Here is a 14,145-nt window from a genome sequence, read left to right as displayed (position 1 = left end):
CAATTCAGAACAAGCGAAACCGACGCGACGATTTCTCCGCCTCGTCGTCCGGATCGACACCGGGGTCGTCCGGCAAGCGTGCGAGTTCCTCCGCGGGCTCGACGGCCTCGGCATCGGCCGGCACGGCCGCAAAAGCCGCGGCGGTCACAGGCGTAACATGGTCTTCGCGGGCTTCCTTGCCTTCATTGCCCGGAGCAGCGTGATCGATCACTTCGGCCGGCTTCTCCCGTGCCGGGCCGGCTGGCGCTTCGATAGCTGGTATCGCCATATCCGGCGTATCGTCGCGGCTGTCGATCAGTTGCCCAAGACGCTCCATCGGCGCGCGCCATTCGAAAGCGTCGAGCCGCCCGGTAACCGGCGAAACCGGCGCCCAGCGTTCGGAAACCACTCCGTCGGCCACCCAGGCCGGATCGCGGGGCGCCCGCACCGCCTTCGATAGGAGCTGCCGCACCTTGCCCTGGTCGCCGGTCTCGGCCTCCTCGATATCGGCCAGCAGCAGATAGGCGCCTTCGCGCCGGTCCATCCGGATCGCGGCCTCGGCTTCGCGGCGGGCGGTGGAAAAATCCTGCGCGTCGAGCGCGGCGCGTGCCACCGTCATGGATGATTCGGCGTGGTTCTTCTTCATCTCCTGCAGCTTCTTCGCCCGGTTGAGGCGGTCGAGCACGGCATCGCCTGGCCGTGCATGGGTATAAAGCTCCGATATCTCCGGATGCGGCTCGGCTTTCCACGCGGCTTCCAGGATTTTCGACCCTTTGCGCACGTCGTTCTGCTTGAACAGCGCCGCGGCGGCGGCAACCGCGGCAGGCGCGAAATCAGGCTGCAGCCGGTTGGCCTCGATCGCCGCGGCCCTGGCGGCGGCGGGGTCGCTGTCGGCGAGCGATTGCGCCTTGGCGGTCAACAGCACGGCGCGGCGGCGGTTGGCGGCATCGCGCTCGATCTGCCGTGTCGATTTCTGCGCATCGACCAGTTTCAGGGCACCGTCCCAGTCGCCGCGCGCGGTCAGCTCTTCGAGTGTCGATTCGGCTGCCCAGGCCAGTTGCGGCGCCACCACGGCGGCGCGGCCGGCATAATGGCGCGCTGCATTGCGGTCGCCGAGGCGTTCGGCTTCGAGATAGAGGCCGCGCAAGCCGAGCAGCCGCATTTCAGGATCGTCGAGCATGCTCTCGAATTTCTGCCGTGCGCCTTCATGGTCGCCCTCGAGCAGCGACGCCTGTGCCTCCAGCAGATGGATCAGCGGCTCCTGGTCGGAACGGATCAGCTTGGCCGCTTCCTTGGTCTTCTTGCGGGCCAGCGCGCCGTCACCGGCGCCGGCCGCGATCATGCCGGTCGACAACGCCTGATAACCGCGGTCGCGGCGACGCACGCGAAAATAGCGCGAGATGGTGTAGGGGCTGTTCCACAGCGACTTGACGAGCCACCACAGGATCATCACCGCGGCGACCACGGCAACGACGGCGACCGCCGCCACCATCAGGCTGACCTGGTATTGATAGCCGCTGAAGGTGATGACCATGTCACCCGGCCGGTCGGCCAGCCAGGCAAAGCCCAGCCCGAGCGCGAAAACGACGATGAGGAAGCCGAGCAGGCGGATCATTGTGTTGTCCTCACGCCTTCATCGCGCCGGAGATCAGCGCGTCGACCTGCGTTTCGACCTCGATGCGCGCCTTTAGTTTGCCGGCAAAGTCGGCACCGGCGGCCTTCGCCGCCTCAGGCAACGTGCCATACTCGCTGAGCGCCTTGGCGTAGTCGCCTTGGTTGACCGCCACCTCCATGCGCGCGACGGTTTCCGGCGCGCCGGCACCTTCGACGGCGCCGATCGGCCTGACCTTGACCAGCGATTCGGCGCTCGACAGCAGGTTCTGCAGCAGCCCGGCATTCTCGTCGGCCGGCGTCGCGGCGGCGACCATGGCATTGGCGGCGGCATCCATCTGCGATGCGATCTCGGTGCGGGTGGGAACGCCCTTTTCGGCGTAGCCGCGCAATGTCGCGAGTTGCGGCGCGTCAGGCGAAATCGCGGCCAAGGTCTCGAGTTCGGCCGAGAATGGCGCCCCGCGCTCGAGTGCCGCCTTCAGCGCCGAAGCGGCGATGGCGAGCGCGATCTTCGGCTGTCCCGCCTGCGCCTCGACTTTGCCGGAGAGCTGCGACACCGACTGTTCGAGCGCGCTGAGCCGGCCATCCTGTGATTTTACAGCCTCGCCGGCCGACCGCACCTGCGCATCGATCCCAGCCAGCCTTTCGTTGAGCGGGCCAAGATCGACCGGGGCCGTGCCGGCCTTGCCGAGGGCAGCGACCGCCGTTTCGATCTGCCGGACCTTATCGCCAAGTGCCGCAAGCCCGGCATTGCCGCCGGCACCACCGGATTCGACCGCCGATTTCAGCGCGGCGACATCGCCCTTGACCTGATCCAGCGCCGCCGAGAGGCCGTCGACCTTGGCCGACGCATCGCTGCTGCCGCCGGCCTCCTTCAAGCCTGCGATTTCGGTCCTCAGCGCGGCGATCTCGCCGTTGACGCCGTCGAGCGAGACACCCGAGCCGGAGCCTGGCGCGCCGAGCAGGCCGGCGAATTGCAGGCCGCCGGCGCCGACCAGCGCGATGACACCGCCGATGATGCCGGCCGCGATGCCGTTGATGCCGCCACGCTTAGGCTGCGCTGTCATCGGTTCGCTCCACGTATCGGCTTTTCCCGCTGCCGACTTTCCCGCTGCCGACTTGGCCTCGCCGGTCTTGGCGGTCGCGTCCTCGAAATCGTAGTCGGAGGCCGCGGCGCGGCTGGGCGGCACGTCCGAACCGGGATAAGGCAGTTCCGGCTCGACGGCCTTGGTCCCGGCATCCGCGGGCGTTTCAGCGTCATCCCCCGTCGCGGCGGCTTCGGCGTGCTCCCATGGCTCAAGATCGGTCTGGTCGGCATGGACCGGTTCTTCCGGCGGTTCGGGCTGCGAGGCGGTCGCGGCTTCCTCGGCCTTCGCCTCGTCGGTCTTGGCCTCATCGCCGGCGACATTCTCGTCGGGAATGCGTGAGACGGCGCCCGGATCGAGGTCGATAGTCACCGGGTCGCGGCGGCTTTTCGAGTGTCGCATCTTCGGCGTCTTGACCATGCCTGGGCTCCGCAAAATTCGCTTCGTCTCAACGCCGGGTGGCGCTTGAATGGTTAGAAAGGGTCTAGCACATCACCAAGCGGTGAAAAGGGGCGGTGTGATGACGCGGCTCAGGACCGCGCCCGCAAAAGTGCCAGCAGCGCCTCGTCGTCAGGCTGCGCGGCAATGCGGATTTCGATATCGGTGCCGTCGTCAAGGGCTGCGGCGATGCGCGCTGAAAGCGCCAGGAACCGCGTCTCTCCAAAGAGACCTTGTAGAGCAGGCCGCCCGATCAAGCCGCGCATCGCGGCAGCCGCCACGGCCGAATAGAGCAGCACCGCGTCGACAGGTTGGCCGGACAGGCGCTCAAGGACGGCCTTATCCGGATAAGCAACCGCCAGCGTGTCATAGGTCTCCACGGCTTGGATCCGAACGCCGGCCGCCTTCAGCGTCTGTTCGAAGACTGGAAACCGCACGCGCCCGCAGAGATAAGCGACGGTCTTGCCTGAAAGCGCAGCGGCCATGCTGTCGGCCAGTGCCTCGGCATCGCCCGGACCTTCTGCGACCGACAAGAAGCCCGCTTTGCGGGCGACCTCCGCCGTCCTTTTGCCGACGGCATGGCAAGGCAGAGCGGCGAGTGCCGTGACTATCTCCCTTGGCGCATGGCGCACGGCATGGGCGCTGGTGACCGCAACGGCGATGGCGTCGCCTGGAACCGATCGGGCCTCGACCGGCAAAGCCACCGTTTCGGTCAGGGGCAAAACGATCGGCTGAAAGCCTGTCTCCTGCAGCTTTCGCGCCGTGCGCGACGCCCCCGGTTCCGGCCTGGTCACCAGAACGCGCAGCATTTCAGAGCCAGCCGTCGAAGAACTTTTCGCCGGCCTTGGCCCGCACCGTCCGGGCTGCTTCCCCGCCGATACGGGCGGCCTCCCGCGCCGGCCCTTGCAGTTCGACCGTGTGCGACTGGGTGCCGTCGGGCGAGATGATCAGCCCGACGAAATTGAGCTTTCCGGCCTCGATCGCCGCATAGCCGGCGATTGGCGTACGGCAGGAGCCATCAAGCGCTGCCAGGAAGGCGCGCTCGCAGGCCAGCGCCTGGCCGGTCGGCACATCATGGATGGCCGCCAGCATCTTTTCGACCTCGCGGTCGCCGATGCGGCTTTCTATGCAGATCGCGCCCTGGCCCGGCGCCGGCGGAAAAATGTCGAGCGGCATCAGATCGGTGGCGACGTGCTCGAGCCCGAGCCGCTTCAACCCGGCATAGGCGAGGATCGTCCCGGCGGCGACCCCTTCATCCAGCTTGCGCAGGCGCGTCTGTACATTGCCGCGGAACATCACGACGTCGAGATCGGGCCGCATCCTGCGGATCAGCGCCTGCCGCCGCAGCGACGACGAGCCGACTTTCGAGCCATGCGGCAAGTCGGCGATGGTCCTCGCCGCCTTGCCGACAAAGGCGTCGCGCGTGTCCTCGCGCGGCAGGAAGGCAGAGAGTTCCAGGCCATAGGGCAATTGCGTCGGCATGTCCTTCGACGAATGCACGGCGATGTCGATCCTGCCGGCGAGCAGTGCTTCCTCGATCTCCTTGGTGAACAGGCCCTTGCCGCCGGCTTCCGACAATGGCCGGTCCTGGATGCGGTCGCCGCTGGTCGAGATGACGACGACTTCGAACGCTTGCGCCGGCATGCCATGGGCGGCCATCAGCCGCGCCTGCGTTTCATGCGCCTGTGCCAGCGCCAGCGGGCTGCCGCGTGTTCCGATTTTCAAGGTTGTTTGCATGGCGCGCAGTCCGTGATAACCCCCGGCGAGCGAGGTCTTCCGGGGTTTTCTCCTAAAGGGGAAAGCTCCGCGATACAATCTTCGGAGATAGCGACGAATTGATCCGCGTTCTGGGCATCGAGACGAGTTGTGACGAAACCGCCGCCAGCGTCGTGGCGGTCGACGGCGATTCCGCGCCGCAAATCCTGTCCAACATCGTGCTCAGCCAGATCGAGGAACATGCCGCCTTCGGCGGCGTGGTGCCGGAGATCGCGGCGCGTGCCCATGTCGAGGCGCTGGACGGCATCATCGAGGCGGCGCTGGCCGATTCGGGCACCGCACTTGCCGATATCGACGCGATCGCCGCCACCGCCGGCCCTGGCCTTGTCGGCGGGCTGATCGTCGGGCTGATGACGGCCAAGGCGATCGCCGCCGCGGCCGACAAGCCGCTGATCGCCATCAATCACCTCGAAGGCCACGCCTTGACCGCCAGGCTGACCGACGGGCTCGATTTCCCCTATTTGCTGCTGCTGGTCTCCGGCGGCCATACGCAGATCCTCGCCGTGCGCGGCGTCGGAGACTATCAGCGCTGGGCAACCACCATCGACGACGCACTCGGCGAAGCTTTCGACAAGACGGCCAAGATGCTCGGCCTGCCCTATCCCGGCGGCCCGAATGTCGAGAAGGCGGCACAAACCGGCAGTCCCTCGCGCTTTGCCTTTCCGCGTCCGATGAAGGGCTCGGCCCAGCCGGACTTTTCCTTCTCCGGTTTGAAGACCGCCGTGCGCCAGGCCGCGACCGCCATCGAGCCCCTGAGTGACCAGGACGTCGCCGATATCTGCGCTTCGTTCCAGGCGGCTGTCGCCGATGCGCTTGCCGATCGCGTCGCGCGTGCCCTGGCGCGTTTCAGCCAAACATTTCCCGGCACGAAAAACCCGGCGCTGGTCGTCGCCGGCGGCGTCGCCGCCAACCGCACGATCAAGGCGACATTGGAGCGGCTCTGCGCCGAGGCCGGCTTCGCCTTCGTCGCGCCGCCGCTGAAGCTTTGCACCGACAACGCGGCGATGATCGCCTGGGCCGGCATCGAACGGCTGCGCGAAGGTATGGCGCAGGAGAACGGTTTCGATTTCGTGCCGCGCTCGCGCTGGCCGCTGGACAGCGTCTCGACGCCGATGGTCGGCTCCGGCCGGCGTGGAGCCAAAGCATGATCAAGGGAGGCATGATCGAGGCAAGCAGGATCGAAGGAGACATGAGCGGCAGCGACACTGTTCCAACCGGCTGGCGTGTTGCCGTGCTCGGCGGCGGGGCCTGGGGCACCGCTTTGGCGCTGGCCATGCTGCGCGTCGGCCATTTCGTCCGCCTTTATGCCCGCGACCCGGCGACCGTCGCCGCGATCGACCGCGGCGAAAATCCACGCTACCTGCCGGGCATAGCGCTCCAGGCCGGCATCGTGGCGACGAGCAACATCCAAGCCGCGCTCGACGGTGCCGATTGCGTGCTGGCGGTGACGCCGGCGCAGTCGCTGCGGGCAACGCTGACGGTCGCCAAGGAGCATATGCCGGCCGGCATTCCGCTCGTTCTCTGCGCCAAGGGCATCGAGCGCGATACCGGCGCCTTGCTGTCGGCAATCGTCGAAGAGATCTTGCCGCAGAACCCCGTCGCCGCCCTGTCCGGCCCAAGCTTCGCCATCGATGTCGCCCGCGGCCTGCCGACAGCGGTGGTGGTTGCCGCCCGCGACGAAGGCCTGGCCACCGAGCTCGCCGCCCGCTTTTCCGCCGAAAACCTGCGTTGCTATTCGAGCGACGATCTCATCGGCGTCGAGATCGGCGGCGCCTTGAAGAACGTCTTCGCCATCGCGGCTGGCGCGGTCACCGGCGCCGGGCTCGGCGCCAGCGCCCAGGCCGCCATGGTGACGCGCGGCTTCGTCGAACTGCGCCGCATTGGTGCCGCCTTCGGCGCCAGGCCGGAAACGCTGATGGGCCTTTCCGGCCTCGGTGACCTGATGCTCACCTGCTCGTCCACCCAGTCCCGCAATTTCGCCTATGGCCTGGCGCTCGGACAAGGCAAGCCGCTTTCCGGACTGCCGTTAGCCGAGGGCGTGCCGACGGCCGCGATCGCTGCCCGTATCGCCGCCGAGCGCAACATCGACGCGCCGATCATTGCCGCCGCCGCAGCCATACTGGATGGCACCATCACCATCCGGCAGGCAGTGACGGCCTTGATGACGCGGCCGCTGAAAACCGAAACCAACGATTGATCCATCCCCAGGAGGAAGACCATGCTTTTTGCTTTGATTTGCAAAGACAAGCCCGCGACCCTGCAGGTGCGTCTCGACACGCGGCCTGAGCATATCGCCTTTCTCGAAGGATTGAACAGCGACAAGAAACTCGCCTTTGCCGGTCCGTTCCTCGATGCCGAAGGCAAGCCCAATGGCAGCCTCGTGGTCGTCGAGGCTGCCGATCTGGCCGCTGCACAAGCCTTGTCCGCCGCGGATCCCTACGCCAAGGCCGGCCTGTTCGAGAGCGTCGAAGTCCGCCAATGGAACTGGACGTTCAACAAGCCGGCGGCTAGTTAATTCCGGTCGCCGGCAGGCGAACCGCAAGGAGGGAGCAAAGACATGAACTACTGGCTGTTCAAATCCGAACCTTCGGTCTTCTCCTTCGAGGCGTTGAAGGCCAAGGGCAAGGCCGGCACGCAGTGGGACGGCGTGCGCAACTACGCCGCGCGCAACAACATGAAGGCGATGCAGATCGGCGACCTCGGCTTCTTCTACCACTCCAATGAGGGGCTGAACGTGGTCGGTATCGCAGAGGTCTGCGCGCTGGCCCATCCGGACACCACATCGGACGATCCGCGCTGGGAATGCGTCGACATCCGCGCCTTCAAGGACGTGCCCAACCCGCCGACGCTGGAACAGGTCAAGGCCAATCCGAAGCTTGCCGACATGGCTCTGGTGCGGCTCGGACGGCTTTCCGTGCAGCCGGTGACGCCGGCCGAATGGAAGGAAGTCTGCCGCATGGGCGGCCTGATACCTGCCCCGTGACGGTGCTGACGCCAACCGGCGCCAAGCAATTCATCCTCGACAACACGGCGCTGATGGCGCCGCCGCATGTGCCCGAGATCGAGCTTCATCTCGCCGATGAAGCGCATGATCTGTGGCTGCGCACGGAAGACGAGCTGGCCGAGATCGGCTTGCCGCCGCCTTTCTGGGCGTTTGCCTGGGCCGGTGGCCAAGGTCTTGCCCGCCATGTCATCGACAATCCGGCCACGGTGCGGGGCAAGCGCGTGCTCGACTTCGCTTCCGGTTCCGGCCTTGTCGCCATCGCCGCCGCCAAGGCCGGTGCCGCCAAGGTGATCGCCGCCGATATCGATCCGTTCTGTGCGACCGCGGTCCGGCTCAATGCGCAAGCCAATGGCGTCGGGATCGAATTCCTCGGCACGGACTGCATCGGGACCGACGCGGGCTGGGATGTGATCCTGGCCGGCGACGTCTTCTACGACAAGCCTTTCGCGAACCGGCTGCTGCCGTGGTTCTCGGCTCTCAAAGGGCGCGGTGCCGACATCCTGGTCGGCGATCCCGGCCGGTCCTACTTGCCGCGATCGGGGCTGGAGCCGCTCGATGTCTACGAAGTGCCGGTGACGCGGGCGCTCGAGGACGCCGAGACCAAGCGCACGACCGTATGGCGATGGAGTGCCGGCGTTCGGCTTGACGCCATCGCCGAACAGGCGTTTCCATAAATCTGCATCGGAGGGGGAAGCACATGGATTTTTCAGCAGTAAACTGGCTGGCGGTGATCGCCGCCGCCGTCGCCGCGTGGTTGTTCGGCGCCGCCTGGTACATGGGCTTGAGCAAGCCGTGGCTCAAGGCCGCCAAAATCGATCCGGCGACAATGAAAAAGTCGTTGCTGCCCTTCGCCATCAGCTTCATCGCCGAACTGGTCATGGCGCTCGTCATGGCCCTGGTCGTCGGCGCATTGACCGGCGGTGAGCCGACATGGCTCGCCGGTCTCGTCTTCGGCTTCGTGCTCTGGCTGGGATTCGTCGCCACCACGCTCTCGGTCAACCATCGCTACGAGAATTTCGGCTGGGACCTGACCTTTATCGACGGCGGCCACTGGCTCGGCGTGCTGTTGATCATCGGCGCCATCATCGGCTGGTTCGGCGCCGCGGCAAGCTGAATGAATGGTGGTGCATTGATGCCGGGAGAATTCCCTCGCGACCTGGTGTTCACCCGGATCTGTCACGTCAAGCAGGGTTATGACGACCGGCGCCGGCACATCGTTAAGGAATTCGAGCGGCGCGGCGTGCCGGTCTACTTCTACACCGACTGGGACCAGCCGGACATCACCCCGGAGATACGCAGCGAATTGATCGCTCCCGACTTTGTCCATCCGGCGCGCGTCTCGCTGGCGCTCAAACATGTCGGCATATGGCGCGACTTCCTCGAAACCGACCTGCCCTATTGCCTGGTTTTCGAGGATGACGTGTTCCTGGCCCGCGATTTTGTCGCCGGGTTCCGGCAAGGGCTGGCCGAACTCGGCGACCCCCTGCGCAAGGCCGTCATCTATCTCGGCAATGGCAGCAATTATTACACGCCGAGCTGGAAATTGCGAAGAGGCCGCAAGCTCTATCCGGCGCTCCACGCCCGATGCGCCGATTCCTACCTCATCACCCGCCCCGTCGCGGAAGCCCGCTGTGCCTGGATTGCCGAGAACAGGATATCTTGGCCGATCGACCATCAGATCGAACACATGGATGGCGAACTGGGAATTGAAATGCTGTGGTTCGAGCGGCCGATTGCCGAACAAGGCAGCGAAAACGGAGCGTTTCACACTTCAGTGGCCGGAAAATCGCGTCCGCTCCTGTACAGGAAGCTGCAATGGAAATGGAAGAAATACACCCGGATGATCTTCGGCCATAACGCCCGGTCCTGAACGGGAGTTTCGGATTTGGCGCGGTAGCCTACGCCGTGTCGGTGGTGCGTGTCTTGGCCATTTCCTCTAGTATCCATTCGCGGAAGGCGACGATGCGAGGATCGTCGGCCATCGCCTGGGGATAGACCAGGAAATAGGCGTATTCGGGCGCGACCTTGATGCCGAGTTCGAAAGGCCGCACCAGCCTGCCTTCGGAAAGGTCGTTGGCCACCATGGCGAAATCGGCGAGCGCCACCGCGCTTCCCTCCAACGCCGCCTGAACCGCATCGGCTGACGTGCCGAAGACGATGGTGCGGCTGTCGTCGAAATCGTCGACGCCGGCAGCCGCCATCCACATGCGCCAGTTCGGCCACGTCACGCCTTGCCGCGCCCATTCGATATGGGCGAGCGTGTGGTGGAAGAGATCGCGCGGCTCGCGCAAGGGCGGCCCTGATGCCAAAAGACTTGGGCTGCATACCGGAATAATGATGTTGTCGAACAGGCGGTGCGCGCAGAGCCCCGGATATTTTCCGGCGCCGAAACGGATGCCGACATCGACATCGTCAAGCTCGAAATCGCGCAATCCGTAGGCGATGTCGAATCTGAGCTCGATGCCGGGCCTTTGCTTGCGGAAATCCTCGACACGCCGCATCAGCCATTTCGTCGCGAACTGCGCGTCCAGGGTCACCTTCAAAAATTCCGTCCCGCGCGCCGCCTTGCGCGCCCGCATGACGGCCCGGCCGAGCAGGTCGAGCGTGTCGGTCGCGGCTTCGAACAGCACCGTGCCCGCCTCGGTCAGCCGGATGGTGCGGCTGGTGCGGGTAAACAACACCAGCCCGAGCTGATCCTCGATTTCCTTGATCTGATGGCTGACCGCGGCCGGCGTCAGGCCGAGCTCGTCGGCGGCGCGGGTGAAATTGAGGTGCCGGGCCGCCGCCTCGAGCGTCCTCAACGCACGCGTTCCCGGCAGCGGGCTTGCCATCAGAGCGTTACCTTGCCGAACCGGCCCATGGCATCCTAATCCTCAAAGAAAACTTGATGATCTAGAAAAAACTACTCGTTTCCTCCCGGGATTTCAATCGGGCATGATGTGAGCATCGAAGCACCATCAAACTGAATTTGATATCAGGACGAACGGGATCGCGCCATGTCACACATCGCTCTCAACTCTGTTCATGTCAGGCCGGCCTGGCTGACCGCGACCCTCGACTGGCTGCGTCACGCCAGGGTCGCCGCCAGACTTCCGCACCAGAACGTCGAAGACCTGTCCGATCGCCAACTGCGCGACGTCGGCGCCGCCCGCAAGGACATCGCCCGCGCCATGGACCGCGAGATGGGCCGGATCGGACTTCTCGACATTGGCTGGCAGCAGCCGGATCGGAAGGGAATGGGGGAGTAAGGCAATACGGCAGTAGGCAAAGTCGGGTAGCACGGAGCCACCCCCTACTCCCCTACTCCCCTACTCCCCTACTCCCCTACTCCCCTACTCCCCTACCTAACCACCCTCACCACCGTTCGATCCGACAGCAGCGGCAAAAGCCGCGTCATGGTGCGCGCGGTCACCGCCACGCAGCCTTGCGTCGGCGTGAACCCGGGACGCGCCAGGTGGAAGAAGATGGCGCTGCCGCGCCCGCGGCGGCGGGGCGCGATGTTCCAATCGAGCACCAGGCAGGCGTCGTAAAGCTTGTCGTCACGCCGCATGCGTTCGTGGCTGGCGCCGTACGGAATCCTGACCGGGCGGTTGTAGTTGCGGTCGTCAGGCACCTCGCACCAGCCGAGATCCGGCCCGATCGGCGCCATAGCCAGCCGGGTTTTGCGGCCGCCGGAAAAATGGTCGCCGCGAAAATAGCCCGACAGGATTCGCATGGGGCCAAGCGGCGTGGCGCCGTCGCCTTCGCGCTTGTCGGCCGAGATGCCGCCGCGCCCCAGCGCGCACGCAAACACCATCTTTCCGGCCTGCAGCAGGCCCTGGCTTGGGTGGCCCGGCCTCGCCCGCACGGTCAGCACACGCAGCCCTTTTGGCAAAATTGCGCCGGCTGCATTGCGATCGCGTTTTTTCTTGTATGATCGTGCCACGGAACAAATCACTGTGATCGGCTATTGTCCCGGTCAGCTTCCGCATAAACAGGCAGCGGTCAACTGAATTCTCTTTTCAAAACAACGGATTGATCCATGACTTCACGCACCATCCTGATTGTCGACGACGATGACGACCTGCGCGGCACATTGGTCGAGCAATTGTCCCTCTACGAGGAATTCGACGTGCTGCAGGAATCGACTGCGGCAAAAGGCGTCGCCGCGGCGCGCGGCGGCCTCGTCGATCTGCTGATCATGGATGTCGGCCTGCCCGACATGGACGGCCGCGAGGCGGTGAAGCTCCTGCGCAAGGGCGGCTACAAGGCGCCCATCATCATGCTGACCGGTCACGACACCGATTCGGACACGATTCTGGGGCTCGAAGCCGGTGCCAACGATTATGTGACGAAGCCGTTCCGCTTCGCTGTGCTGCTGGCGCGGATTCGTGCACAGTTGCGCCAGCACGAGCAGAGCGAGGATGCGACGTTTTCGGTCGGGCCCTATACTTTCAAGCCTAGCCAGAAGCTGCTCATCGATCCGCGCGGCGGCAAGGTGCGGCTGACTGAAAAGGAAGCCTCGATCATCAAATATCTCTATCGCGCCGACCAGAAGGTGGTGACGCGCGACGTGCTGCTGGAGGAAGTCTGGGGCTACAACTCGGGCGTCACCACGCACACGCTGGAGACCCATGTCTACAGACTACGCCAGAAGATCGAGCGTGATCCTTCCAATGCGGAAATTCTTGTGACAGAAAGCGGCGGCTACAAGCTGGTTCCTTAAACATTTCATTATCCAATAAGCGGTCTGGGCGGGACCGTTTTCGGGTGCGATCCTGTTGGAGGGGGATTCAGGATCGGCTCGTAAAGGAGGGATTGGACTGACCGTTCGGGGACGCAGCTAGAGATGGCGCTGGATGACGACATCCGCATCCTGTCCGCCGTGAGGCTTTTCGAGGGCTTCACGCAGGAACAACTGCGTCTGCTCGCCTTCGGCGCCGAGACCACCTTGCTGCAAGCAGACCACAAGCTTTACCGCGAGGACGACGAGGCCGATTCGGCCTACATCGTGGTCAGCGGGCGCATCGTGCTCTATCGCGAGCAGGATGGCCAACGTGTCCCGATCGGCACGGCCGGCCCCGGCACCATGCTGAGCGAGCTGGCATTGATCGCCGACACCAACCGGCTGACCAGCGCGTCGGCCGAGATCGATTCGGAAGTGATTCGGCTCAGCCGCAAGATGTTCCGCCGCATATTGGAGGAATATCCGGAGCTGGCGGTGCAGTTACACCAGCGCATCCTTGAGGATTTTCAGGCGATGATCAGCCGTATCGAGAAGCTGGCGCCACGGTTTTCGGAGTGAGGCGCAGCTTCCTATCCACGAAATTGGCGCGACCGCATGACCTTCGTTATCCTGGGGAAGCAAGGAGCGCAGCGACGCGGCGCAGACCCTAGAATGACGAATCAAGGGTACGCCTAATCCAGATCGAACCGGCCTATGACCGGCACATGATCCGACGGCCTTTCCCAGCCGCGCGCCGGGCGCAGGATCTCGTAGCCTGTGAAATCAGGCACCAGGTTCGGCGATGACCAGACATGGTCGAGCCGCCGGCCGCGGTTCGATGCTTCCCAGTCCTGCGCGCGATAGCTCCACCAGGTGTAGAGCTTCTGTTCAAGCGGCACGTTGAGCCGCATCAGGTCGACCCAGCCGCCGGCCAGCCGCATCGCCTCGAAATTTTCGGTCTCGACGGGCGTATGGCTGACCACGTTGAGCAATTGCTTGTGCGACCAGACATCGTGCTCGAGCGGCGCGATGTTGAGGTCGCCGACCAGAACCGAGGCGGACACCGCGTCGTGCTCGGCGCGGATGGCATTCATCTCGGCGACGAAATCAAGCTTATGCCTGAACTTCCTGTTGATCTCGGGGTCCGGTTCGTCGCCGCCCGCCGGAACATAGAAATTGTGCAGCAGGATCGCCTTGCCGCCGGCCTGCACCCTCACTGACAGGTGCCGGCTGTCCTCGATCTCGCAGAAGCGGCGCTTCTCGACCATCTCGATCGGCCGCCGCGCCACCGTCGCCACGCCGTGATAGCCCTTCTGGCCATGAAACGTGATGTGCTCGTAGCCGAGCTTGCGGAAGGCCTTTTCGGGGAACAGCTCGTCGGGAACTTTTGTTTCCTGCAGGCAGAGCACATCCGGCGCGTATTCATCGAGCAGGCGCTCGACGATCGGCATGCGCAAGCGAACGGAATTGATGTTCCAGGTGGCAATGGAAAAGGGCATTTGGCGGGTCCGGCGAAAGATCGCCGAACTACTGCCAGCCCCACGTCA

Annotated in this window: 17 protein-coding genes; 10 read left to right on the top strand and 7 right to left on the bottom strand. The window is 64.8% G+C overall.

What is annotated here, in order from left to right; translation table 11 throughout:
• Positions 1–4: 4 nt before the first annotated feature.
• The 4 genes from NKJ26_RS13420 to hemC form a co-directional block, all read right to left on the bottom strand.
• Positions 5–1,594 carry a heme biosynthesis protein HemY gene (locus NKJ26_RS13420; protein ID WP_352695668.1) on the bottom strand — a complete coding sequence of 530 codons (1,590 nt, stop codon included), beginning with the start codon at positions 1,592–1,594 and terminating at the stop codon, positions 5–7.
• A 10-nt stretch (positions 1,595–1,604) separates the two neighbouring features.
• Complete coding sequence (locus NKJ26_RS13415; protein WP_352695667.1) at positions 1,605–3,095, bottom strand: COG4223 family protein; 1,491 nt, start codon at positions 3,093–3,095, stop codon at positions 1,605–1,607.
• Between the two features lie 110 nt (positions 3,096–3,205).
• Complete coding sequence (locus NKJ26_RS13410; protein WP_352695665.1) at positions 3,206–3,922, bottom strand: uroporphyrinogen-III synthase; 717 nt, start codon at positions 3,920–3,922, stop codon at positions 3,206–3,208.
• Position 3,923: 1 nt separating this feature from the next.
• Positions 3,924–4,850, bottom strand: coding sequence for a hydroxymethylbilane synthase (hemC, locus tag NKJ26_RS13405; RefSeq protein WP_352695663.1), 927 nt, complete (start codon positions 4,848–4,850; stop codon positions 3,924–3,926).
• 101 nt (positions 4,851–4,951) lie between these two features.
• On the opposite strand from hemC, the gene tsaD reads away from it, so the two are divergent.
• The 7 genes from tsaD to NKJ26_RS13370 are packed head-to-tail and all read left to right on the top strand — an operon-like array spanning position 4,952 to position 9,763.
• Positions 4,952–6,037 (top strand): tRNA (adenosine(37)-N6)-threonylcarbamoyltransferase complex transferase subunit TsaD, encoded by a 1,086-nt coding sequence (tsaD, locus tag NKJ26_RS13400; protein WP_352695730.1) that lies wholly within the window; start codon positions 4,952–4,954, stop codon positions 6,035–6,037.
• Positions 6,038–6,078: 41 nt separating this feature from the next.
• Positions 6,079–7,086 carry an NAD(P)H-dependent glycerol-3-phosphate dehydrogenase gene (locus NKJ26_RS13395; protein ID WP_352695729.1) on the top strand — a complete coding sequence of 336 codons (1,008 nt, stop codon included), beginning with the start codon at positions 6,079–6,081 and terminating at the stop codon, positions 7,084–7,086.
• Between the two features lie 21 nt (positions 7,087–7,107).
• Positions 7,108–7,404: a YciI-like protein gene (locus NKJ26_RS13390; RefSeq protein WP_352695662.1), complete on the top strand. Its 297-nt coding sequence runs from the start codon at positions 7,108–7,110 to the stop codon at positions 7,402–7,404.
• 42 nt (positions 7,405–7,446) lie between these two features.
• Positions 7,447–7,872: an EVE domain-containing protein gene (locus tag NKJ26_RS13385; protein WP_352602890.1), complete on the top strand. Its 426-nt coding sequence runs from the start codon at positions 7,447–7,449 to the stop codon at positions 7,870–7,872.
• Entirely contained in the window at positions 7,827–8,567 is a 741-nt protein-coding gene (locus NKJ26_RS13380) for a class I SAM-dependent methyltransferase (protein WP_502903106.1), read from the top strand. Before NKJ26_RS13385 ends, NKJ26_RS13380 begins: the two co-directional genes overlap by 46 nt.
• Before the next feature lie 23 nt (positions 8,568–8,590).
• Positions 8,591–9,007, top strand: a complete 417-nt coding sequence (locus tag NKJ26_RS13375; RefSeq protein ID WP_352695659.1) for a DUF1761 domain-containing protein — start codon at positions 8,591–8,593, stop codon at positions 9,005–9,007.
• An 18-nt stretch (positions 9,008–9,025) separates the two neighbouring features.
• Entirely contained in the window at positions 9,026–9,763 is a 738-nt protein-coding gene (locus NKJ26_RS13370) for a glycosyltransferase family 25 protein (protein ID WP_352695658.1), read from the top strand.
• Positions 9,764–9,791: 28 nt separating this feature from the next.
• Here the strand turns inward: NKJ26_RS13370 and gcvA are convergent, their stop codons facing one another.
• Positions 9,792–10,724: a transcriptional regulator GcvA gene (gcvA, locus tag NKJ26_RS13365; protein WP_352695656.1), complete on the bottom strand. Its 933-nt coding sequence runs from the start codon at positions 10,722–10,724 to the stop codon at positions 9,792–9,794.
• Between the two features lie 165 nt (positions 10,725–10,889).
• Here gcvA and NKJ26_RS13360 point away from each other — a divergent pair, with 165 nt between their 5' ends.
• Entirely contained in the window at positions 10,890–11,141 is a 252-nt protein-coding gene (locus NKJ26_RS13360; protein WP_352695654.1) for a hypothetical protein, read from the top strand.
• Between the two features lie 92 nt (positions 11,142–11,233).
• On the opposite strand, the gene NKJ26_RS13355 is transcribed toward NKJ26_RS13360, so the two are convergent.
• Positions 11,234–11,830 (bottom strand): L,D-transpeptidase family protein, encoded by a 597-nt coding sequence (locus tag NKJ26_RS13355; protein WP_352695653.1) that lies wholly within the window; start codon positions 11,828–11,830, stop codon positions 11,234–11,236.
• A gap of 84 nt (positions 11,831–11,914) precedes the next feature.
• On the opposite strand from NKJ26_RS13355, the gene NKJ26_RS13350 reads away from it, so the two are divergent.
• Positions 11,915–12,598 (top strand): response regulator transcription factor, encoded by a 684-nt coding sequence (locus tag NKJ26_RS13350; RefSeq protein ID WP_352602904.1) that lies wholly within the window; start codon positions 11,915–11,917, stop codon positions 12,596–12,598.
• Positions 12,599–12,721: 123 nt separating this feature from the next.
• Positions 12,722–13,177: a cyclic nucleotide-binding domain-containing protein gene (locus NKJ26_RS13345; RefSeq protein ID WP_352695651.1), complete on the top strand. Its 456-nt coding sequence runs from the start codon at positions 12,722–12,724 to the stop codon at positions 13,175–13,177.
• 113 nt (positions 13,178–13,290) lie between these two features.
• Here NKJ26_RS13345 and NKJ26_RS13340 read toward each other — a convergent pair whose 3' ends face one another.
• Positions 13,291–14,097 (bottom strand): exodeoxyribonuclease III, encoded by an 807-nt coding sequence (locus NKJ26_RS13340; RefSeq protein ID WP_352695649.1) that lies wholly within the window; start codon positions 14,095–14,097, stop codon positions 13,291–13,293.
• Between the last annotated feature and the right edge of the window lie 48 nt (positions 14,098–14,145).

The organism is Mesorhizobium sp. M0152 (assembly GCF_040322415.1).
In the GTDB taxonomy this organism is placed as follows: Bacteria; Pseudomonadota; Alphaproteobacteria; order Rhizobiales; family Rhizobiaceae; genus Mesorhizobium.
The sequence above is the reverse complement of the archived record's forward strand: the minus strand, read 5'-3'. Positions and strand labels throughout refer to the sequence as shown.